This window comes from Streptomyces sp. NPDC056169, from assembly GCF_042268445.1.
Taxonomy (GTDB): Bacteria; Actinomycetota; Actinomycetes; order Streptomycetales; family Streptomycetaceae; genus Streptomyces.
In genome coordinates this window covers 1-19,367 of record NZ_JBHJUO010000006.1, presented here as the reverse complement: position 1 = coordinate 19,367, position 19,367 = coordinate 1, and the positions used below count along the sequence as shown (strand labels likewise).

21 protein-coding genes are annotated in these 19,367 nt (G+C 71.7%); 11 read left to right on the top strand and 10 right to left on the bottom strand.

Annotation, left to right across the window (positions count from 1 at the left end; translation table 11 throughout):
- Nucleotides 1-19: 19 nt before the first annotated feature.
- From ACFC0G_RS10970 to ACFC0G_RS10950, 5 genes are all read left to right on the top strand, one after another.
- On the top strand, nucleotides 20-910 hold the full coding sequence (locus ACFC0G_RS10970) for a xanthine dehydrogenase family protein subunit M (RefSeq protein WP_150264953.1): 891 nt from the start codon (nucleotides 20-22) through the stop codon (nucleotides 908-910).
- A gap of 2 nt (nucleotides 911-912) precedes the next feature.
- Entirely contained in the window at nucleotides 913-1,509 is a 597-nt protein-coding gene (locus tag ACFC0G_RS10965) for a (2Fe-2S)-binding protein (RefSeq protein ID WP_376400597.1), read from the top strand.
- A 2-nt stretch (nucleotides 1,510-1,511) separates the two neighbouring features.
- A complete protein-coding gene (gene pucD / locus ACFC0G_RS10960) occupies nucleotides 1,512-3,911 on the top strand; it encodes a xanthine dehydrogenase subunit D (RefSeq protein WP_376400594.1) in 2,400 nt (799 codons plus the stop codon).
- Between the two features lie 310 nt (nucleotides 3,912-4,221).
- Nucleotides 4,222-5,694 carry an NCS2 family permease gene (locus tag ACFC0G_RS10955; RefSeq protein ID WP_376400591.1) on the top strand — a complete coding sequence of 491 codons (1,473 nt, stop codon included), beginning with the start codon at nucleotides 4,222-4,224 and terminating at the stop codon, nucleotides 5,692-5,694.
- Between the two features lie 41 nt (nucleotides 5,695-5,735).
- Nucleotides 5,736-6,872, top strand: coding sequence for an XdhC family protein (locus ACFC0G_RS10950; protein WP_376400588.1), 1,137 nt, complete (start codon nucleotides 5,736-5,738; stop codon nucleotides 6,870-6,872).
- 37 nt (nucleotides 6,873-6,909) lie between these two features.
- Here the strand turns inward: ACFC0G_RS10950 and ACFC0G_RS10945 are convergent, their stop codons facing one another.
- The 4 genes from ACFC0G_RS10945 to ACFC0G_RS10930 all read right to left on the bottom strand — a co-directional run bounded on the left by ACFC0G_RS10945 (nucleotide 6,910) and on the right by ACFC0G_RS10930 (nucleotide 10,055).
- Entirely contained in the window at nucleotides 6,910-8,220 is a 1,311-nt protein-coding gene (locus tag ACFC0G_RS10945) for an ROK family protein (RefSeq protein ID WP_376400585.1), read from the bottom strand.
- A 151-nt stretch (nucleotides 8,221-8,371) separates the two neighbouring features.
- On the bottom strand, nucleotides 8,372-8,629 hold the full coding sequence (locus ACFC0G_RS10940; protein ID WP_376400583.1) for a hypothetical protein: 258 nt from the start codon (nucleotides 8,627-8,629) through the stop codon (nucleotides 8,372-8,374).
- A complete protein-coding gene (locus ACFC0G_RS10935; protein ID WP_376401425.1) occupies nucleotides 8,626-9,288 on the bottom strand; it encodes a TNT domain-containing protein in 663 nt (220 codons plus the stop codon). Before ACFC0G_RS10935 ends, ACFC0G_RS10940 begins: the two co-directional genes overlap by 4 nt.
- Nucleotides 9,289-9,449: 161 nt before the next feature.
- Nucleotides 9,450-10,055, bottom strand: coding sequence for a TetR/AcrR family transcriptional regulator (locus ACFC0G_RS10930; RefSeq protein WP_376400580.1), 606 nt, complete (start codon nucleotides 10,053-10,055; stop codon nucleotides 9,450-9,452).
- Nucleotides 10,056-10,203: 148 nt separating this feature from the next.
- Here ACFC0G_RS10930 and ACFC0G_RS10925 point away from each other — a divergent pair, with 148 nt between their 5' ends.
- Nucleotides 10,204-11,355 carry an acyl-CoA dehydrogenase family protein gene (locus ACFC0G_RS10925; protein WP_376400577.1) on the top strand — a complete coding sequence of 384 codons (1,152 nt, stop codon included), beginning with the start codon at nucleotides 10,204-10,206 and terminating at the stop codon, nucleotides 11,353-11,355.
- 25 nt (nucleotides 11,356-11,380) lie between these two features.
- Here ACFC0G_RS10925 and ACFC0G_RS10920 read toward each other — a convergent pair whose 3' ends face one another.
- Complete coding sequence (locus ACFC0G_RS10920; protein ID WP_376401422.1) at nucleotides 11,381-11,947, bottom strand: heme-binding protein; 567 nt, start codon at nucleotides 11,945-11,947, stop codon at nucleotides 11,381-11,383.
- A 182-nt stretch (nucleotides 11,948-12,129) separates the two neighbouring features.
- Entirely contained in the window at nucleotides 12,130-13,017 is an 888-nt protein-coding gene (gene cynR / locus ACFC0G_RS10915) for a transcriptional regulator CynR (RefSeq protein WP_376400575.1), read from the bottom strand.
- 93 nt (nucleotides 13,018-13,110) lie between these two features.
- Here cynR and ACFC0G_RS10910 point away from each other — a divergent pair, with 93 nt between their 5' ends.
- Nucleotides 13,111-13,713 (top strand): carbonic anhydrase, encoded by a 603-nt coding sequence (locus ACFC0G_RS10910; RefSeq protein WP_376400572.1) that lies wholly within the window; start codon nucleotides 13,111-13,113, stop codon nucleotides 13,711-13,713.
- Nucleotides 13,714-13,749: 36 nt separating this feature from the next.
- Nucleotides 13,750-14,220: a cyanase gene (cynS, locus tag ACFC0G_RS10905; protein ID WP_376400569.1), complete on the top strand. Its 471-nt coding sequence runs from the start codon at nucleotides 13,750-13,752 to the stop codon at nucleotides 14,218-14,220.
- Between the two features lie 7 nt (nucleotides 14,221-14,227).
- Here cynS and ACFC0G_RS10900 read toward each other — a convergent pair whose 3' ends face one another.
- On the bottom strand, nucleotides 14,228-14,839 hold the full coding sequence (locus ACFC0G_RS10900; RefSeq protein WP_376400566.1) for a TetR/AcrR family transcriptional regulator: 612 nt from the start codon (nucleotides 14,837-14,839) through the stop codon (nucleotides 14,228-14,230).
- Nucleotides 14,840-15,027: 188 nt separating this feature from the next.
- Here ACFC0G_RS10900 and ACFC0G_RS10895 point away from each other — a divergent pair, with 188 nt between their 5' ends.
- The 3 genes from ACFC0G_RS10895 to ACFC0G_RS10885 all read left to right on the top strand — a co-directional run bounded on the left by ACFC0G_RS10895 (nucleotide 15,028) and on the right by ACFC0G_RS10885 (nucleotide 17,132).
- Nucleotides 15,028-15,789, top strand: a complete 762-nt coding sequence (locus ACFC0G_RS10895; protein WP_376400563.1) for an SDR family NAD(P)-dependent oxidoreductase — start codon at nucleotides 15,028-15,030, stop codon at nucleotides 15,787-15,789.
- Between the two features lie 87 nt (nucleotides 15,790-15,876).
- Nucleotides 15,877-16,584, top strand: coding sequence for a TetR family transcriptional regulator (locus ACFC0G_RS10890; RefSeq protein WP_376400560.1), 708 nt, complete (start codon nucleotides 15,877-15,879; stop codon nucleotides 16,582-16,584).
- 161 nt (nucleotides 16,585-16,745) lie between these two features.
- Nucleotides 16,746-17,132: a zinc ribbon domain-containing protein gene (locus ACFC0G_RS10885; protein ID WP_376400557.1), complete on the top strand. Its 387-nt coding sequence runs from the start codon at nucleotides 16,746-16,748 to the stop codon at nucleotides 17,130-17,132.
- Nucleotides 17,133-17,213: 81 nt separating this feature from the next.
- Here the strand turns inward: ACFC0G_RS10885 and ACFC0G_RS10880 are convergent, their stop codons facing one another.
- The 3 genes from ACFC0G_RS10880 to ACFC0G_RS10870 all read right to left on the bottom strand — a co-directional run.
- Nucleotides 17,214-18,170 carry an electron transfer flavoprotein subunit alpha/FixB family protein gene (locus ACFC0G_RS10880; protein WP_376400554.1) on the bottom strand — a complete coding sequence of 319 codons (957 nt, stop codon included), beginning with the start codon at nucleotides 18,168-18,170 and terminating at the stop codon, nucleotides 17,214-17,216.
- 39 nt (nucleotides 18,171-18,209) lie between these two features.
- Nucleotides 18,210-18,995, bottom strand: coding sequence for an electron transfer flavoprotein subunit beta/FixA family protein (locus ACFC0G_RS10875; RefSeq protein ID WP_055640741.1), 786 nt, complete (start codon nucleotides 18,993-18,995; stop codon nucleotides 18,210-18,212).
- Nucleotides 18,996-19,049: 54 nt separating this feature from the next.
- Nucleotides 19,050-19,367 (bottom strand): acyl-CoA dehydrogenase family protein (locus tag ACFC0G_RS10870; protein WP_376400550.1); only part of this gene is annotated, 318 nt, incomplete at its 5' end.

Below are 19,367 nucleotides of genomic sequence, written 5' to 3'. Positions count from 1 at the left end.
GCACTAGAAGAGAGCCACCATGGACTTCCTTCGCCCCGCCAGCTGGGAGGAGGCGCTCGCCGCCAAGGCCGAGCACCCCACGGCCGTGCCCATTGCGGGTGGCACCGACATCATGGTCGAGATCAACTTCGACCACCGGCGCCCCGAGTACCTCCTGGACCTGAACCGTATCGAGCTGCTGCGCGAGTGGGAGGTCGGGGAGGAGAACGTCCGCCTCGGCGCGTCCGTTCCGTACACCCAGATCATGGAGAACCTGCGGACCGAGCTCCCGGGTCTGGCGCTCGCCTCCCACACGGTCGCCTCCCCGCAGATCCGCAACCGCGGCGGCGTCGGGGGCAACCTCGGCACCGCGTCGCCCGCCGGTGACGCCCACCCGGCCCTGCTCGCCGCGGGTGCCGAGGTCGAGGTCGAGTCGGTCCGCGGCAGCCGGTTCATCCCGATCGACGAGTTCTACACGGGCGTGAAGCGCAACGCGCTCCAGCCCGACGAGCTCATCAAGACCGTCCACGTCAAGAAGGCGGACGGCCCCCAGCAGTACTCCAAGGTCGGCACCCGCAACGCGATGGTCATCGCCGTCTGCGCCTTCGGCCTGGCCCTGCACCCGGAGACCCGGACCGTGCGGACCGGCATCGGCTCCGCCGCGCCGACCCCGATCCGCGCCAAGGAGGCCGAGGCCTTCCTGAACGCGGCTCTGGAGGAGGGCGGCTTCTGGGACAACGGCAAGATCATCACCCCGTCGATCGCGAAGCAGTTCGCCGACCTCTGCTCGGGCGCCGCCAACCCGATCGACGACGTCCGAGGCACGGCCAAGTACCGCCGCCACGCCGTCGGCATCATGGCCCGCCGCCAGCTCGGCTGGACCTGGGAGCAGTACCGCGGAACCGGTCGCACGCTTGAGGGAGCTGCATAACCATGCGCGTCAATTTCACGGTCAACGGCCGTCCCCAGGAAGCCGACGACGTCTGGGAGGGTGAGTCCCTCCTCTACGTCCTGCGTGAGCGGATGGGCCTGCCCGGCTCCAAGAACGCCTGCGAGCAGGGCGAGTGCGGTTCCTGCACCGTCCGCCTCGACGGCGTGCCGGTCTGTTCCTGCCTCGTCGCCGCCGGCCAGGTCGAGGGCCGCGAGGTCGTCACCGTCGAGGGCCTCGCGGAGTTCGCCAAGGACCGCGCGGAGCACGCCGGTTGCGCCACCGGCACCTGTGGCACCTCGCTCGACGCCGCCAAGCGGTGGGAGGCGAAGCCCGGTCAGGACTCGCAGACCGGCGAGGGTGTCGAACTCTCCCCGATCCAGCAGGCGTTCATCGACGCCGGCGCCGTCCAGTGCGGCTTCTGCACCCCCGGTCTGCTGGTCGCGGCCGACGAGATGCTGGAGCGCAACCCGTCCCCGACGGACGCGGACATCCGCGAGGCGCTCTCCGGCAACCTCTGCCGCTGCACGGGTTACGAGAAGATCCTCGACGCGGTCCGCCTCGCGGCCGCTCGCCAGGAGCGTCAGGAAGAGGCGGTCTGACGATGACTCAGAACACACGCACCGTTCCGGTGGGCACCCCCACCGACGTCACGCAGAACCACGTCAAGGGCGGCATCGGCGAGTCCACGCTCCGCCCCGACGGCACCCTCAAGGTCACCGGCGAGTTCGCGTACTCCTCGGACATGTGGCACGAGGACATGCTGTGGGGCCAGATCCTGCGGTCCACCGTCGCGCACGCCGAGATCGTGTCCATCGACACCTCCGAGGCCCTCGCGCTGGACGGCGTCTACGCCGTCCTGACACACGAGGACCTGCCGGCCGCGAAGAACTACGGCATGGAGTTCCAGGACACCCCGGTTCTCGCCTACGGCAAGGTCCGTCACCACGGTGAGCCGGTCGCCCTCGTGGCCGCCGACCACCCGGAGACCGCCCGCCGCGCCGCCGCGAAGATCGTGATCGAGTACCGGGAGCTCCCGGTCGTCACGGACGAGGCCTCGGCCACCGCTCCGGACGCGATCCTGGTCCACGAGAACCGCGACGACCACCACTCCGGTCACGTCCCGCACCCGAACATCGTGCACCGCCAGCCGATCATCCGCGGCAACGCGACCGAGGCCGCCAAGAAGGCCGACGTCATCGTCACGGGCGAGTACACCTTCGGCATGCAGGACCAGGCCTTCCTCGGCCCCGAGTCCGGCCTCGCCGTGCCGGCCGAGGACGGCGGCGTCGACCTGTACGTCGCCACCCAGTGGCTGCACTCCGACCTCAAGCAGATCGCCCCCTGCCTCGGCCTGCCCGAGGAGAAGATCCGCATGACGATGGCGGGTGTCGGCGGCGCGTTCGGCGGCCGCGAGGACATCTCGATGCAGATCCTCGCCTCCATCCTCGCGCTCCGCACCGGCAAGCCGGTCAAGATGGTCTACAACCGGTACGAGTCCTTCTTCGGGCACGTCCACCGGCACCCGGCGAAGCTCTGGTACGAGCACGGCGCCACCAAGGACGGCAAGCTCACGCACATGAAGTGCAAGATCGTGCTCGACGGCGGCGCCTACGCGTCGTCGACGGCCTCGGTCGTCGGCAACGCCTCGTCCCTCTCGGTCGGCCCGTACGTCATCGAGGACGTCGAGATCGAGGCGATCGGCCTCTACACCAACAACCCGCCCTGTGGCGCCATGCGCGGCTTCGGAGCGGTCCAGGCCTGCTTCGCGTACGAGGCCCAGATGGACAAGCTCGCGGCGAAGCTGGGCATGGACCCGGTGGAACTGCGCCAGCTCAACGCCATGGAGCAGGGCACGATCATGCCGACCGGCCAGGTCGTGGACTCGCCGGCCCCGGTCGCCGAGCTGCTGCGCCGGGTCAAGGCCCGCCCGCTGCCGCCGGAGCGCCAGTGGGAGACCGCCGGCGAGGGTGCGGACGTCCGCGCGCTGCCGGGCGGCCTGTCCAACACCACGCACGGCGAGAGCGTCGTGCGGGGCGTCGGCTACGCCGTCGGCATCAAGAACGTCGGCTTCTCCGAGGGCTTCGACGACTACTCGACCGCCAAGATCCGCATGGAGGTCATCAACGGCGAGGCCGTCGCCACGGTCCACACCGCCATGGCGGAGGTCGGCCAGGGCGGCGTCACGATCCACGCGCAGATCGCCCGTACCGAGCTCGGCGTCCAGCAGGTCACCATCCACCCCGCCGACACCCAGGTGGGCTCGGCCGGTTCGACCTCCGCGGGCCGCCAGACGTACATGACCGGCGGCGCCATCAAGAACTCCTGCGAGATCGTCCGCGAGAAGGTCCTGGAGATGGGCCGGCGCAAGTTCGGCTCGTACCACCCCGCGTGGGCCCACGCCGAACTCCTCCTGGAGAGCGGCAAGGTCGTCACCGACGGCGGCGACGTCCTCGCCACCATCGCGGACGTCCTGGAGGACCGGGCCGTGGAGGTCGAGGAGGAGTGGAGGCACCGTCCCACCCAGGCCTTCGACCTCGTCACCGGCCAGGGCGACGGACACGTCCAGTACGCCTTCGCCGCGCACCGCGCGGTGGTGGAGGTCGACACCGAGCTCGGCCTGGTCAAGGTCATCGAACTGGCCTGTGCCCAGGACGTCGGCAAGGCGGTCAACCCGCTCTCCGTCGTCGGCCAGATCCAGGGTGGCACCACCCAGGGCCTGGGCGTCGCGGTGATGGAGGAGATCATCGTCGACCCGAAGACCGCGAAGGTCAGGAACCCCTCCTTCACGGACTACCTGATCCCCACGATCCTCGACACGCCGACCATCCCGGTCGACTACCTCGAGCTGGCCGACCCCAACGCGCCGTACGGCGTCCGGGGCATCGGCGAGGCCCCGACCCTGTCGTCCACCCCGGCCGTCCTCGCGGCGATCCGGGCGGCGACGGGCCTGGAGCTCAACAAGACGCCGGTCCGCCCCGAGGCGCTCACCGGCACCCTGTAGGACTCTCCGGGCGGTGTGTGCCTCCCAAGGAACGTCACACTTCCCCCGCCCGCACCGCCCGGAGTACTTCCCCCCCAGCAGTACCCGCAGTACCGGCACCACCGGCAGTACTAGTACCAGCACCACCGCAGTACCCGCAGTACCCGCAGTACCCCCGAAGTACCTGCAGTGCCGATTCACATCCGTTCGTCTCGGGCCGTCCCCCGGGTCGTGCAGCCCACGCACCATCCCAAATCCCGCAGCTTCAACCAGATCAGAATCCCTTCGAAGTCTGATGCGGGTGCCCCTTTGAACCTTGGGAGTAGGCCCCATGACCCAGTCGTCCGTGGAGCCCAAGACCGCATCGGAGGACGCGGGCTCCGGCTCCAACGTCCCCGCCGGCCGTTCTTGGCTCGACCGGTACTTTCACATCTCGGAGAGAGGATCCACCGTCGCGACGGAGATCCGCGGCGGCGTCACCACCTTCATGGCGATGGCGTACATTCTCCTGCTCAACCCGATCCTCCTCGGAGGCCCGGACGTCGAGAAGAACGTCCTCGGCTCCTCCGCCGTCATCACGGCGACCGCCCTCGCGGCGGCGGTGACCACCCTGCTGATGGGCTTCATCGGCAAGGTGCCGCTCGTCCTCGCGGCCGGTCTCAGTGTCTCCGGTGTGCTCGCCACCCAGGTCGTGCCCCAGATGACCTGGCCGCAGGCCATGGGCATGTGCGTCGTCTACGGTCTGGTGATCTGTCTCCTGGTGGTCACCGGCCTCCGCGAGATGATCATGAACGCGATTCCGCTCGCGCTCAAGCACGGCATCACCATCGGCATCGGCCTCTTCATCGCGCTGATCGGCTTCAACAAGGCCGGCTTCGTCGGCGCCGGCCCGCAGTTCGGCCCGCCCATCACGATGGGATCCGGCGGTGAACTCGTCGGCTGGCCCGTCCTGATCTTCGCCGTCACCCTGCTCGCGATCTTCGCACTCCAGGCCCGCAAGGTCCCGGGCGCGATCCTCATCGGCATCGTCGCCGGCACCGTCATCTCCCTGATCGTCAACGCGGTCGCCGACATCCCGGCCAAGGGCCCTGGCTCCTGGGCCAACGGCGCGCCCGAGCTCAAGGGCAGCGCGGTCGAGTCCCCGGACTTCTCGCTCTTCGGCGACGTCAGCTTCAGCGGCTGGGGCGACGTCGGCTACATCACCATCGGCGTGATCGTCTTCACCCTGGTCCTCGCCGGCTTCTTCGACGCCATGGCCACCATCATCGGCGTCGGCACCGAGGCCAACCTCGCCGACGACAAGGGCCGGATGCCCGGCCTGTCCAAGGCGCTGTTCATCGACGGTGCGGGCGGCGCGATCGGCGGCGTCTCCGGCGCCTCCGGCCAGACCGTGTTCGTGGAGTCCGCCACCGGCGTCGGCGAAGGCGCCCGAACCGGCTTCTCCTCCGTCATCACCGGCCTCTTCTTCGCGGCCTGCCTCTTCTTCACGCCGATCACCCAGATCGTGCCCCGCGAGGTCGGCTCCGCCGCCCTGGTCGTCATCGGCGCGATGATGATGATGAACGCGAAGCACGTGAACTGGGGCGACAGCGCCGTCGCCATCCCGGTCTTCCTGACCGTCGTACTGATGCCGTACACGTACAGCATCACCCCGGGTGTCGCGGCCGGCGTCATCGCCTACACCGTCATCAAGGTGGCGCAGGGCAAGGCCCGCGAGGTCGGTGCGTTCATGTGGTGCCTGACGGCGATCTTCATCGTGTTCTTCGCTCTTCACCCGATCGAGAGCTGGCTGGGCGTCAGCTGACGCCGTACCGTCGCCCTCCGCACACACCCAAGGAGACCGAAATGCTGGACATCGCCGAAGAGCTGCACCGGTGGGTCGAGCAGGGACGCACGTTCGCCGTCGCCACCGTGGTGGCGGTCGGCGGCAGCGCGCCCCGGCAGCCCGGAGCCGCTCTCGCCGTCGACAGCGAGGGCACGGCGATCGGCTCGGTCTCCGGCGGGTGTGTGGAGGGTGCGGTCTACGAGCTGTGTCAGCAGGCCCTCGAAGACGGTCAGACCGTCCTGGAGCGCTTCGGCTACAGCGACGAGGACGCCTTCGCGGTCGGTCTGACCTGCGGCGGCGTCATCGACATCCTCGTCACCCCGGTCCGCGGCGGGGTCTTCCCCGCCGCGCTCGCGGCCGCCTCCACGGGGGAGGCGGCCGCGCTCGCCCGGATCGTCGACGGGCCGGCCGAGCTGCGGGGCACCGCCCTCCTCGTCCGCCCCGACGGCTCGTACGAGGGGAGGCTCGGGGGCCACCCCGAGCTGGACCGCACCGCGGCGGGCGAGGCCCGCGCGATGCTCGACGCGGGCCGCACCGGCACCGTCGAGATCGGCGAGGACGGCAGCCGCTGCGGACAGCCGCTGACCCTCCTGGTCGAGTCCTCCGTCCCCGCCCCCCGCATGATCGTCTTCGGTGCCATCGACTTCGCCGCCGCCCTCGTCCGGGTCGGCAAGTTCCTCGGCTACCACGTCACCGTCTGCGACGCGCGGCCCGTCTTCGCGACGCCGGCCCGCTTCCCCGAGGCCGACGAGATCGTCGTCGAGTGGCCCCACCGCTACCTGGAGTCCACGGAGGTCGACGGCCGCACCGTGCTGTGCGTCCTCACCCACGACGCCAAGTTCGACGTGCCCCTCATCAAGGCCGCCCTGAAGCTTCCCGTCGCGTACATCGGCGCGATGGGCTCCCGCCGCACCCACGAGGACCGCAACAAGCGGCTGCGCGAGGTCGGCGTCACCGAGCTCGAACTCGCCCGGCTGCGCTCCCCGATAGGCCTCGACCTCGGCGCGCGTACGCCGGAGGAGACCGCCCTGTCCATCGGCGCCGAGATCGTCGCCAACCGGCGCGGCGGCACCGGCGCCTCGCTCACCGGCGCGCACACCCCGATCCACCACGAAGGCCCCCGCGAGCCCGACGGCCGCATAGGGTCCGTCGCCTGAGACCTGTCCGGGCCTTGAGGGAGCGGTCGGCGCGCGGTCAGTGCGCCTCCCGCCCCCGTACGGTCGACGCCCAGGCGGGCTCCTCCTCGGGGGCCTCCGCCTCGGCCCGACGCCCGCCCCGGGCGAAGAAGTCCGCGAGCGGCAGGATCGCCGCGCCGACCGTCACCGCGTCGGGGCCGAGCGTGCCCATCGCGATGTCGACCCGGGCCGCCGGGTACGTGAGCGCGTACTCCTTCGCGTAGCCCTTGACCGTCTGCAGGAAGCGGGCCCCGAGCTGGAGGCCCGCCCAGCCGCCGACGAGGATGCGCTCGGGCTGGAAGAGATTGATCAGATCGCCGAAGCCGGCGCCCAGGTACTCGGCGGTCTCGTCCAGGACGGCGAGCGCCGTCGCGTCGGGCGTCCGCTCCGTGTCGGCGGGGTACGCGGCGGCCAGCATCGCCGTCAGCGCGGTCTCCTCGTCCGCGCCCGCCGGCGCCGCCCCGCCCGCCTCGCGCCACCGCTCCAACAGGGCTTCCGCGCCCGCGTACGCCTCCAGGCAGCCCAGGGACCCGCAGCGGCAGCGCCGCCCCCGGACGCGCACCGTCAGATGACCCCATTCGAGCGCCCGGCCCGGACCCATCGGGTCCGTGACGACACAGGCGCCGACGCCCGAGCCGAAGAGCACGACCACGGCGCTGCGCGCGCCCCGGCCGGCCCCGAACCACATCTCGGCCTGGCCGAGCGTCTTGGCGCCGTTGTCGATCCGGTACGGGACGGAGGCCGGCAGCTCCACGGCCTCCCGCAGGAGCCGCTCCAGCGGGACGGCGTCCCAGCCGATGGTCTGGCCGTGCACGACGGCGCCGTCCTCGGCGGTACGGGCCACGATGCCGGGCACGCCGACGCCGACGCCGAGGAGACGCTCGGCAGGGACGCCGGCGATCCGCAGCACCTCCGCGATGCCGTCGCGGACGAGGCCGACGACGAGCCCGACCTCGTACCGGTCGTGCGGGTCGGCGGTGCCCACCGCCAACGGGCTTTCCGTGCGGGCGAGTTCGGTGAGGGTGAGGTCGAAGAGCTCGACCCTGACCCGGGTCTCGCCGACGTCGACGCCGATCATGCAGCCGCTGCCGGGGGTGACCCGCAGCAGGGTGCGGGGCCGTCCGCCGGCCGAGTCGACGCTGCCGGCCTCCTCGACGAGGCCCTCCGCGACGAGCTCGGCGACCACGTTGCTGACGGAGCCCGAGCTCAGTCCGGTCGCGGGCCCCAGCGAGAAGCGGCTCATCGGCCCGTCGAAGTACAGACGGTGGAGGACGGCGGTGCGGTTCTCGCGCCGCAGGTCACGTACCGTGCGGCCGTTCCGCGTGGTCACTGGGCCCCCTGGTGAAGTAGTCCTGACCGAAACATACCGCTGCCGGGACTCGCGGGGCGATTTCCTTGAGGTTTAACGCACAGCCTGAATTAAGGGGCGCGGGGGGTGTGGGGCGCGGGGGTGTGGGGTTATGGGGGCGTGGGGCGTGGGGTTACGCGCCGAGGAGCGTCCGGAGGTGGGCGCAGGCCGCGGCCTCGGTGTCGTGTGTCGCGACGGGCTCGTGGACCCCGCGCTCGTACACCCCGGTCTCCCACGTCGCCGGGCCGGCCCCGGCCCCGCCCGGCCTCGTCCGCAGATAGACGAAGTCGGGCGGGGTGGGCGCCGGTTCGTGGACGCCCTCGATCCAGTAGTACGCCGCGGGCACCCCGGCCTCCCGGAGTGCCCGTTCCAGCGCGTGGCGGTCGGTCACGCGGGGACGCGCACCAGATAGCCGTTGTCGAGCAGCCACTTGACGCTGAGGCGCTGGCCCTCGCCCGGGTTCAGGAAGGCCGGGTCCAGCTTGATCTGGCGGCCGCCGCCGGGCTGCTCGAACCAGGGCGCGATGGAGCCCTCCCAGACCACGAACTCCCGCGTCACCTCGTACAGGTGGTAGTCGCAGGGGAAGGCGGCGTCACGGGTGTTGAGGTTCTGCGGGGGCAGCGCGCGCTTGGCGTAGGCGTCGCCGGCCGGTGCCAGGTAGGAGCCGAACTCCGAGCCGAAGCGGTCGAGGCGCTCACCCTCCTCCAGCAGCTCGGGCGCCTTGTCGACGGTGCCGTTGACCTCGCCGAAGCCGTCGTTCGGCGGGTACTTCCAGCTGCCGGTGTCGGCCGGGCCCTCCCAGTACTTCCTGAGGAAGTCGGCGGAGGAGAGCTTCCCGGTCCGGTGGTAGCGGTTGAGCAGCGGGCCCACCGGCTCCTGCCACTTCTTCGGCAGGAACTTCGGGCCCAGCCGCTTGTCGTCCTGGAACTCCCCGGTGCAGGGCTCCGGGGGAGCGGTGAGGGAGGCCGCCCCGGGCCGGTGCGCGGTGGGCGTCTCGGAGGGTGCGGCCTGCGCCGCGGGGGCCGCGGCGAGGGCGGCGGTCACGCCCATGGCGGCGAGGACGGCACGGATCCTGAAGGCGGTACGGCTGCGCTCCACGCGGAGGTCTCCCTGGGGACGGAGTGGTCACTGGCGCCGCACACAGTAATGGATCACCTGCACAGAGTGATCGAACGTGGGCGTGAACCGGCCATGTCCGTCCAGGTGGCCGTTCAGGCCTTGCGGAGGCCGCTGAGGAGCAGCTCGGCGAGCTGTTCGTACGCCTCGGCGTCGGCCAGACCGGTCGCCGCGGCCACCTGGCGCCGCTGGATGCGGACCATCACCGAGGAGATGACGTCCGCCGCGAAGGTCACGTGCACCTCGCGGAAGACGCCCGCGCGCACGCCCTCCTCGATGAGCTGCTGGACCCGGCCGGCCGCCGCGCGCGTGTTGCGCTCGTACACCTCGGCCGCCGGCTCGAAGGCGGCGACGTCGTCGAAGAACTGCGGCGAGACGGGTGCCAGCTCGGCCGAGACGGCGCGGAGATACGCGGCGAGCCGTTCGGCGGGGTCGGTCGCGGCGGCGAGCACCGCCTCGACCCGGGCCGTGGCGCGCCGGAAGAAGTGCACGACGGCCGCCCGGACGAGCTGCTCCTTGCTGCCGGCCAGGCCGTACAGCGTGCGCTTCGAGCAGCGCAGGCGGGCGGCGAGGTCGTCGAGCGTCAGGCGGGCGAAGCCCTCGCCGACGAGCAGGGCGACGAGCTCCTCGAAGAGGGCGGTGCGGCGCGCCGCCCCGCGACCCGTCAGTTTCGGGGCGTCGGCGGAGGAGGTCTCGATCACGCCGCCAGTATTCCAGGCCGCGCCTCGCCGAGGCCTTGAGCCCTGCTGAGGGGGTCGGCGAGGGGGTTACGCCGATTCCCTCCTGCGCTACGCTAAGCGGTACTGCAGTACCTGCCCCAGTACCACTTTGCGCGCCGCTGGAGTCGCCATGGATGTCGACCGCCTGCTTCCCACCCCCGAAGCGGCGGACCTCATCGCCCTCACCCGGGAGATCGCCGACAAGGAGCTCTCTCCGCGGGTGAACGAGCACGAGGCCGCCGAGACCTATCCCGAAGGTCTCTTCACCACCCTCGGAGAGGCCGGGCTCCTCGGCCTCGCCTACCCCGAGGAGTACGGCGGCGGAGGCCAGCCGTACGAGGTCTACCTCCAGGTCCTGGAGGAGCTCGCCGCGCGCTGGGCGGCCGTCGCCGTCGCCACCAGCGTCCACACGCTGGCCTGCCACCCGCTCCACACCTTCGGCACGGCGGAGCAGAAGGAGAGCTGGCTGCCCGCGATGCTGGAGGGCCGGGCCATCGGCGGCTACAGCCTCTCCGAACCGCAGGCCGGCTCGGACGCGGCCGCCCTCTCCTGCAAGGCCGAGCTCCAGGACGACGGCAGCAGCTACCGCGTGACCGGCACCAAGGCCTGGATCACCCATGGCGGCAAGGCCGACTTCTACGCCCTCTTCGCGCGGACCGCCCCCGGCAGCCACGGCATCTCCTGCTTCCTCGCCCCGGGCGAGGCCGAAGGGCTGAGCTTCGGCCTGCCCGAGCGGAAGATGGGCCTCCAGGCGGTCCCGACCACCTCCGCGTACTGGGACGGCGCCCTCCTCGACGCCGACCGGCGCATCGGGGAGGAGGGCCAGGGCCTCCAGATCGCCTTCAGCGCCCTCGACAGCGGCCGCCTCGGCATCGCCGCCTGCGCGACGGGCCTCGCCCAGGCCGCGCTGGACGCCGCCGTGGACTACGCCAACGAACGCACCACCTTCGGCCGGCGGATCGTCGACCACCAGGGCCTCGGCTTCCTCCTCGCCGACATGGCCGCCGCGGTCGACGCGGCCCGCGCCACCTACCTGGACGCGGCCCGCCGCCGCGACCTCGGCCGCCCCTTCAGCCGCCAGGCCAGCGCGGCCAAGCTCATCGCCACCGACACGGCGATGAAGGTCACCACGGACGCCGTCCAGGTCCTCGGCGGCTACGGCTACACCCGCGACTTCCCCGTGGAGCGCTACATGCGCGAGGCGAAGATCATGCAGATCTTCGAGGGGACGAACCAGATCCAGCGGCTGGTCATCAGCCGGGGCCTGGCGCGGCCCGAGTAGAGCCCGGCGGCGCAGCCCCCTCGGTCTACTTGCCGAGGGTGGCGACGCCGGCCTGGGCGAACTTCTCGTCGAGGTCGCCGGAGGGGGCGCCGGCGACGCCGATGCCGGCGATGGGGGCGCCCTTGGCGGTGACGGGGGCGCCGCCCGCGAGGAAGAGCGTGCCGGGGATGTCCTTGAGGGTGGGGGCGTTGGTGAGGCGCTTGGCGAGTTCGGAGGTGGGGGCGTTCCAGGAGACGGCGGTGTACGCCTTCTTCACGGCGGACTCGTAGGACTGGGGTCCGGCGCCGTCGCCGCGCAGGGTGACGATCGTGTTGCCGTTGCGGTCGACGACGGCGACGGAGACCCGCTGGTTCTCCTTCTCGGCGGCGTCCAGGGTCGCCTGCGCGGCCTTCGTCGCGGCCTCGATCGTCAGGTGCGTCGAGCGCGTCGTGTTCTTGTTCTTCGCGTCCGTCTTCGCGGCGGCGGCGGCCGGGGCGGCCGTCGTGTCCTCGTCGGTGGCGCTGGCGGAGTAGGCACCGAAGCCGCCGAGCGCGAGGGCCGCGACGAGCGCGCCGCCGGTCACGACACGGGTGCGCGAGGAGGCCTTCTTCACGTGCTTCATGGGGTCTGCTCCAGTGAACTCGGGGAACTGCGCGGGCCGTCGGGGGACCGACCCGCTCTCTCCCTTCCATCCTGGGGTCGTTCCGCGGCGCGCCCCGTCGGCGGCCCGGCTGCACCCGCGGGGCACAACGGTGGACCCCGGGGTCAGCCGATCGGATGATCCGGCGTGGCTTCCTACCCCTCCGTGCCCTCCCTCGCCAGTGCGGCGAAGGCCTCCGCCGCCGCGCTCCGGTAGCCGCCGGAGCGGCGCAGGAGGGCGACGCCGCGGGACGGGAGCGCGGGGGAGAGGGGAACGGGCGTCAGATACGGGTGGTCCCGGGTGACGGCGTCGGGGAGGACCGTCGCCAGCGCCGTACGACGCACGATCTCGGTGAGCGCGCTGACGGAGTTGGCCTCCACCGCGATCCGGGGCCGGACCCGGTGCTCGGCCACGTACGCGTCGATGTGTCGCCGGGTCGCGAAGTCCTCGCTCAGCAACGCGAGCTGATGATCCATCAACTCCGCGACCGGCAGCGGCTCGGTGCGGCCCGCGTACGGGTGGGCGGGGCCGACGACGAGCCCCAGGGTCTCGGTGAAGAGCTCCGCGGCCTCGATGCCCGGGAGGTGGACGCCCTCGAAGGCGATGCCGAGATCCAGGCGGTCGGCGAGGAGTTCGGTCTCGACGCGGTCCTGCGGCAGCTCCCGCACCTCCACGGTGATGCCGGGGTGGCGCGTGTGGAACGCGGCGACGAGCGGACCCGTCAGGTAGGCCGTGAAGGTGGGGGTGACCGCGAGCCGGAGGTGGCCGCGCGAGAGGTCCCGTACGTCGAGCACCGCCCGCTCGCCCGCCGCCAGGTCCCGGAGCGCGCCACGGGCGTACCGCGCATAGGTCTCCCCGGCGTCCGTGAGACGCACGGTCCGGCCGGTGCGGTCCAGGAGCTGGACCCCGAGGGCCTTCTCCAGCTGCTTGATCTGCTGGGAGAGCGTGGGCTGGGCGATGCGGAGCTCTTCGGCGGCGCGGGTGAAGTTGGCGTGCTCGGCGACGGCGAGGAGATAGCGGAGGTGGCGGAGTTCCGGCTGCATGGGACCAGTCTAGATCGACTATAGATTTCATCTATGGCAGATATCGATGACCGGTCTTGGACGCTATAGCCCCTGGTCGTGCAGGGTGAAGGCATGCCTCATCTCGCCGAGGGAATCGACCGCTTCCAGCGGGAGGTCTTCCCTGCCAAGGCCGGGCTCTTCGCCCGCCTGGCCACCGTCCACCGTCCCCGCACCCTCTTCATCGGCTGCTCCGACGCCCGCGTCGTCCCCGAACTGATCACCCAGACCGACCCGGGCGAGCTCTTCGTCATCCGCACCGCCGGCAACCTCGTCCCCGCCCACACCCCGGCCGGCGACGCGGTGTCCGCCGGCGTCGAGTACGCCGTCGCGGTCCTCGGCGTGCGGGACGTCATCGTCTGCGGGCACTCCGCCTGCGGCGCGATGACCGCGCTCGCCGAGGGCCACGACCTCGGCTCCGCTCCCGCCGTCGCCGCCTGGCTGCGGCACGCGGACGCCTCCCTGGCCCGCACCGCCGCGACCGGCCGCCAGGGGGACGTGTCCGCCCTGGTGCGCGAGAACGTCGCCGCCCAGCTGGCGAACCTCGCCACCCACCCCTCGGTCGCCCGTGCGCTGGCCGAGGGAGACATCCGGCTGCACGGCTGGGTCTTCGACATCGCCCAGGGCTCCGTCGAGGAGCTCGACACCGTCGCCCGCCCCGCCGTCGCCGCCGCCTGATCCCCGAAACCCCTCCAGGAAGAAGGAGTACCTCTCATGGTGCACGCCCAGTTCGACCCCACAGCCCGCCGCGAGCTCGCCCTCACCGCCGTCGAGGCCAAGACCGTCAAGGACCTGACCTGGCAGCAGATCGCGGACGCCGCAGGGTTCTCCGTCGCCTTCACCACCGCCGCCGTGCTCGGCCAGCACGCCCTGCCGGAGCCGGCCGCGCGGGCGGTCGCCGAGCTCCTCGGCCTCGACGAGGACGCGGTACGGCTGCTGCGCACGATCCCCACCCGGGGATCCATCGACGGCGGCATCCCGACCGACCCGACGATCTACCGCTTCTACGAGATGCTCCAGGTCTACGGAACCACCCTCAAGGCCCTGGTCCACGAGGAGTTCGGCGACGGCATCATCTCCGCGATCAACTTCAAGCTCCACGTCGAGAAGGTCGCCGACCCCGAGGGCGGCGAGCGTGCCGTCATCACGCTCGACGGCAAGTACCTGCCGACCAAGCCCTTCTGACGGAAGCTCAGACCGAAGGAGAGGAGACCCTCGCGCCCAGCAGGGCCAGGGAGTTCGCCCACAGGACGTCGAAGCGCCCCACGTCGTCGTACAGCTTGGCGAAGAGCACCTGGCCCTCCAGCTGGGCGACGAGGGCGCGCGCGGCCCCGCGGTCGTCGGCGACGGTGACCTCGCCGCGCCCGCGGGCCTCGGCGACGGTCTCCTCCACCAGGGCCACCTGCTCGTCGAAGATCTCCCGCAGGCGCTCGCGCACGGTCGCCGTGCCGGTGCTCATCTCCAGGGCCAGGTTCCCGAGGAGGCAGCCCGTGACGGTGCCGCAGCTCCGCTGCCCGGCGCGCAGCTCGGCCGCGGTGACGTCGTAGAGCCTCCGCAGCCCCTGGAGGGGAGGGACGTCCCGGTCCAGGGCGCGGGTCCACTCGGCTCGCTGGGCGGTCCAGTGCTCGTCGACGACCGCGAGGGCCAGCTCCTCCTTGGAGGCGAAGAAGTAGTAGAAGCTGCCCTTCGGCACTCCGGCCGCCTTGCAGATCTCCGCCACGCCCAGGGCGGAGTAGCCGCGCGACAGCATCAGCGTCTTCGCGGCGGTCAGGATCCGCTCCCGCGCGTCACTCGTTCGCCCCATGGCGGAAGTGTACGACCGGTCGACCACCGCTCGGGGATGTCCTGGTTCCGCTTCCGGGGGCGCTGCCTGCGGTTCTATGGTGGGCGGCGCAGATCGCGCGGACCGCGCGGTCCACCGCGGGCATGTGCCCGATCCGGCGGCCACCCCGGCGGCAGGGTCCCACCCGCACGACACGAACGAGGAGTTCCATGGACATCGCCGGCTCCGCCGCTCTCGTCACCGGCGCCGCTTCCGGCCTCGGCGCCGCCACGGCCGCCGCGCTCGCCGCCCGTGGCGCCGCCGTCTACGGCCTCGACCTGGACAAGGCCGTCGCGGCCGCCGGGCCGCTGCCCGACGGCGTCCGCCTGTTCGCCGCGGACGTCACCGACGAGGACCAGGTGCGCGAGGCCCTGGCCGCGATCGACGCCGACGGCGCCGAGCTCCGGCTCGCCGTGAACTGCGCGGGCATCGCCCCCTCCGCCCGCATCCTGGGCCGTAAGGGGCCGCACGACCTCGACCTGTTCCGTACGGTCCTCAACGTCAACCTGCTCGGGACGTTCAACGTGATGCGGCTCGCCGCCGAGAGCATCGCCCGGCACGAGCCCGACGAGCACGGGCAGCGCGGCCTCGTCGTCAACACCGCCTCGATCGCCGCCTTCGAGGGCCAGGTCGGCCAGATCGCCTACGCCGCCTCCAAGGCGGGCGTCGCGGGCATGACCGTCACCGCCGCCCGCGACCTCGCGCAGTTCGGCATCCGGGTCGTCACCGTCGCCCCCGGCATCGTCGACACCCCGATGATGGCCGGGTTCGGGGAGGACGTCAGGGCCGGTCTCGCCGCGAGCGTGACCTTCCCGCAGCGCCTCGCGCGCCCGGAGGAGTACGCCCGGCTGGTCACGATGATCGCCGAGCACGACTACCTCAACGGCGAGACGATCCGGATGGACGGCGCCCTGCGCATGGCCCCGCGCTGAGCCTCCGTACCCCCGATGCAGCACTCGGTGCCGGATTCTCCCGGCACCAAGTGCCGCATCGGCCGGTCCGAGTGTTAGGTTCGGGCCATGGGAACAGCCTCGACGAACACTCCGAAGCCCGCGATGCGGGACTCCCTCATCGCCGCGGCCTTCCAGCTCTTCCTTGAGCGCGGCTACGAACAGACCACCGTCGACGACATCGTCACGCTCGCGGGCGTCGGCCGCCGCTCCTTCTTCCGGTACTTCCCGTCGAAGGAGGACGTGGTCTTCCCCGACCACGAGCAGTGCCTCGCCGACATGACCCGCTTCCTCGCCGCGAGCGCCGACTCCGACGACCCGGTCGTCCGCGTCTGCGACGCCGCCCGGCTCGTCATGCGGATGTACGCCGAGAACCCGACCTTCTCCGTGCAGCGCTACCGGCTCACCCGCGAGGTGACCGGACTGCGGACGTACGAGCTCTCGGTCGTCTGGCGGTACGAGAAGACCCTCGGCGACTATCTGCGCACCCGCTGGGCCGACCGCCGGGACGGCACCCTGCGCGCCAACGTGGTCGCGGCGGCCGTCGTCGCCGCCCACAACCACGCCCTGCGCCACTGGCTGCGCTCGGGAGGCGAGGGTGACCCGCTGGCCGAGGTCGACCGGGCCCTGGAGTTCGTCCGCGCCACCTGGAGCCCGGACGCGGTCGCGGACGCGCCGGCCGAGGAGACCGAGGACGTCGTGGTGGTGATCACCAAGCGGTCCACCCCCATGTGGCGCGTGGTGCGCGAGGTGGAGTCGAGCCTCGGCGAGGACTGACGGAAGGAGTGAGGAGAGGGCTGGGGGAAGTCCCGGCCCCTCCCGATGCCCCTGGGTTCTCGGTATCTCGAATTGAGGGAACTCAGGTCTTTATTTGATGGCACTCAGTGCCATATCTTTGCCCTGCACGGTCGAGCCGCCGAGTGCAAGGAGAAGGCATCGTGTTCCACACGGGACTGAGGAGCGGGACCGCCGTCCAGGTGGACGAGTCGGCACCCGACTCCGAGCTCTACTTCCAGCGCTGCCGCTGGTGCCACACCACGACGTTCCAGCGCCTGCTCTGTCCGACCTGCGGGTCGACGGACCTCTCGCCCGAACTCAGCGGGGGCGAGGGCGTGATCTCCGTACGGCGCGGGGTCGCCGCGGCCGACGCCGACCTCTGGCCTGTCCACATGACGGAGGGCTTCGTGGTCCGCTGCCGCGTCGACGGGCCGCTGCACGCGGTGCGCCCAGGGGTCCGGGTCAAGCTCTCCTCGGGCGTCGGCGTGACCGGTCGCAGGCCGGTCGTCCGGCTCTGCGAGGAGGTCCCGCTCGACGGCTGGTTCTGAGCCGCGCGACGACACGAAAGGGGCGGGTGAGTGGCACAGAGTGCCACTCACCCGCCCCTTACCGTTGGGCGGCGAGGACGGTCAGCGGGCGCCGATCTCGTCCGTGAGCTGCGGCAGCACCTCGAAGAGGTCGCCGACCACGCCGTAGTCCACGAGGTCGAAGATCGGGGCCTCGGGGTCCTTGTTGACGGCCACGATCGTCTTCGACGTCTGCATGCCCGCCCGGTGCTGGATCGCACCGGAGATGCCCGCCGCGACGTACAGCTGCGGCGAGACCTGCTTGCCGGTCTGGCCGACCTGGTTGGCGTGCGGGTACCAGCCGGCGTCCACGGCGGCGCGGGAGGCGCCGACGGCCGCGCCGAGCGAGTCGGCCAGCTTCTCGACGACCGCGAAGCCCTCGGCGGCGCCGACGCCGCGGCCGCCGGAGACCACGATCGCGGACTCGGTCAGCTCGGGGCGGCCGGTGGAGACGCGCGGGGTGCGCGAGACGACCTTCGCGGCGTTGCCGGTGAAGGCGACGGCGACGTTCTCGACCGTGCCGGCGGCCGGGGCGGCCTCCGGGGCGGCGGAGTTCGGCTTGACCGTGATGACCGGGACGCCGTGCGAGACCGTCGAGCGCACCTGGTACGAGGCGGCGAAGACGGACTGCGTGGCGACCGGGCCGTTCTCGCCGGCCTCCAGCTCCACGGCGTCGGTGATCAGACCGGAGCCGAGGCGCAGCGCGACCCGGGCGGCGATCTCCTTGCCCTCGCCGGAGGAGGTCACCAGGACGGCGGCGGCCCCCTTCTCCTTGGCGAGCTGGGTCAGCGCGTCGACCTTCGGGACGACCAGCTGGTCGGTGAACTCGGCGCCGTCCGCGACGTACACGGTGGCCGCGCCGTACTCGCCCGCCTTGGCGGCGATCGAGGCGGCGGCCTCGCCGGCGCCGAGGACGACCGCCGAGGGCTCGCCGATGCGGCGGGCCAGGGTGAGGAGTTCGAGGGCCGGCTTGCGGACCGCACCGTCGGCGTGGTCCACGAGAACCAGGATCTCAGCCATGATTCATTGCTCCTGAGTGGGTGTCTGGCTGACGGCAGGTCAGATGAACTTCTGGGTGGCGAGGAAGGCGGCGAGCTGCTTGCCGCCGTCGCCCTCGTCGGTGACGATCGTGCCCTGCGTACGGGCCGGGCGCGCGGCCACCGCGTCGACGAGGGTCCAGGACCCGGCGAGGCCCACCTCGTCGGCGTCGATGTCCAGGTCGTCCAGGTCCAGCTCCTCGACCGGCTTCTTCTTGGCGGCCATGATCCCCTTGAAGGAGGGGTAACGGGCCTCGCCGGACTGGTCGGTGACCGAGACGACGGCCGGGAGCGGGGCCTCCAGGAGCTCGGTGGCGGAGTCGCCGTCGCGGCGGCCCTTCACCGTGTCGCCGTCGACCGAGACCTCGGAGAGCAGCGTCACCTGCGGCACGTTCAGCCGCTCGGCGAGCAGGGCCGGCAGGACGCCCATCGTGCCGTCGGTCGAGGCCATGCCGCAGACGACCAGGTCGAAACCGGTCTTCTCCAGGGCCTTGGCCAGGATCGCGGAGGTGGCGATGACGTCGGAGCCGTGGATGTCCTCGTCGTTGACGTGGACGGCCTTGTCGGCACCCATCGACAGCGCCTTGCGCAGCGCGTCCTTGGCGTCGTCCGGGCCCACGGTCACGACGGTGACCTCGGCGTCGTCGGACTCTTCCGAGATGCGCAGCGCCTGCTCGACCGCGTACTCGTCCAGCTCCGAGAGGAGGCCGTCGACGGCCTCGCGGTCGGTCGTCAGGTCGTCGGCGAACCCGCGGTCGCCGGTCGCGTCGGGGACGTACTTCACACAGACAGCGATCTTCAGAGTCACGGCCTGTCTCCTTTCAACGGATGGGGGATAGGGGGTGCGGCGGGGCAGGGTCCCCTACGGGAGGTTGCGGGCCATGACGATGCGCTGGACCTGGTTGGTGCCTTCGTAGATCTGGGTGATCTTGGCGTCGCGCATCATGCGCTCGACGGGGTAGTCGCGGGTGTAGCCGTAGCCGCCGAGGAGCTGGACGGCGTCGATGGTGACCTCCATGGCGACGTCGGAGGCGAAGCACTTGGCCGCGGCGCCGAAGAAGGTGAGGGCCTCCTTCTCGCTTCCGGCGGAGACGCGCTCGCTCTTCGCGGCGGCGGCGTAGGTGAGCTGGCGGGCGGCTTCGAGCTTCATGGCCATGTCGGCGAGCATGAACTGCACGCC

What these genes read in the sequence shown, in the direction of transcription:
- ACFC0G_RS10890 (WP_376400560.1), top strand. Translation starts at nt 15,877, where the DNA reads ATGGGAACAGCCTCGACGAACACTCCGAAGCCCGCGATGCGGGACTCC.
- ACFC0G_RS10925 (WP_376400577.1), top strand. Translation starts at nt 10,204, where the DNA reads ATGGATGTCGACCGCCTGCTTCCCACCCCCGAAGCGGCGGACCTCATC.
- ACFC0G_RS10965 (WP_376400597.1), top strand. Translation starts at nt 913, where the DNA reads ATGCGCGTCAATTTCACGGTCAACGGCCGTCCCCAGGAAGCCGACGAC.
- ACFC0G_RS10910 (WP_376400572.1), top strand. Translation starts at nt 13,111, where the DNA reads ATGCCTCATCTCGCCGAGGGAATCGACCGCTTCCAGCGGGAGGTCTTC.
- pucD (WP_376400594.1), top strand. Translation starts at nt 1,512, where the DNA reads ATGACTCAGAACACACGCACCGTTCCGGTGGGCACCCCCACCGACGTC.
- ACFC0G_RS10955 (WP_376400591.1), top strand. Translation starts at nt 4,222, where the DNA reads ATGACCCAGTCGTCCGTGGAGCCCAAGACCGCATCGGAGGACGCGGGC.
- ACFC0G_RS10935 (WP_376401425.1), bottom strand. Translation starts at nt 9,288, where the DNA reads ATGGGCGTGACCGCCGCCCTCGCCGCGGCCCCCGCGGCGCAGGCCGCA.
- ACFC0G_RS10970 (WP_150264953.1), top strand. Translation starts at nt 20, where the DNA reads ATGGACTTCCTTCGCCCCGCCAGCTGGGAGGAGGCGCTCGCCGCCAAG.
- ACFC0G_RS10900 (WP_376400566.1), bottom strand. Translation starts at nt 14,839, where the DNA reads ATGGGGCGAACGAGTGACGCGCGGGAGCGGATCCTGACCGCCGCGAAG.
- ACFC0G_RS10895 (WP_376400563.1), top strand. Translation starts at nt 15,028, where the DNA reads ATGGACATCGCCGGCTCCGCCGCTCTCGTCACCGGCGCCGCTTCCGGC.
- ACFC0G_RS10880 (WP_376400554.1), bottom strand. Translation starts at nt 18,170, where the DNA reads ATGGCTGAGATCCTGGTTCTCGTGGACCACGCCGACGGTGCGGTCCGC.
- cynS (WP_376400569.1), top strand. Translation starts at nt 13,750, where the DNA reads ATGGTGCACGCCCAGTTCGACCCCACAGCCCGCCGCGAGCTCGCCCTC.
- ACFC0G_RS10950 (WP_376400588.1), top strand. Translation starts at nt 5,736, where the DNA reads ATGCTGGACATCGCCGAAGAGCTGCACCGGTGGGTCGAGCAGGGACGC.
- cynR (WP_376400575.1), bottom strand. Translation starts at nt 13,017, where the DNA reads ATGCAGCCGGAACTCCGCCACCTCCGCTATCTCCTCGCCGTCGCCGAG.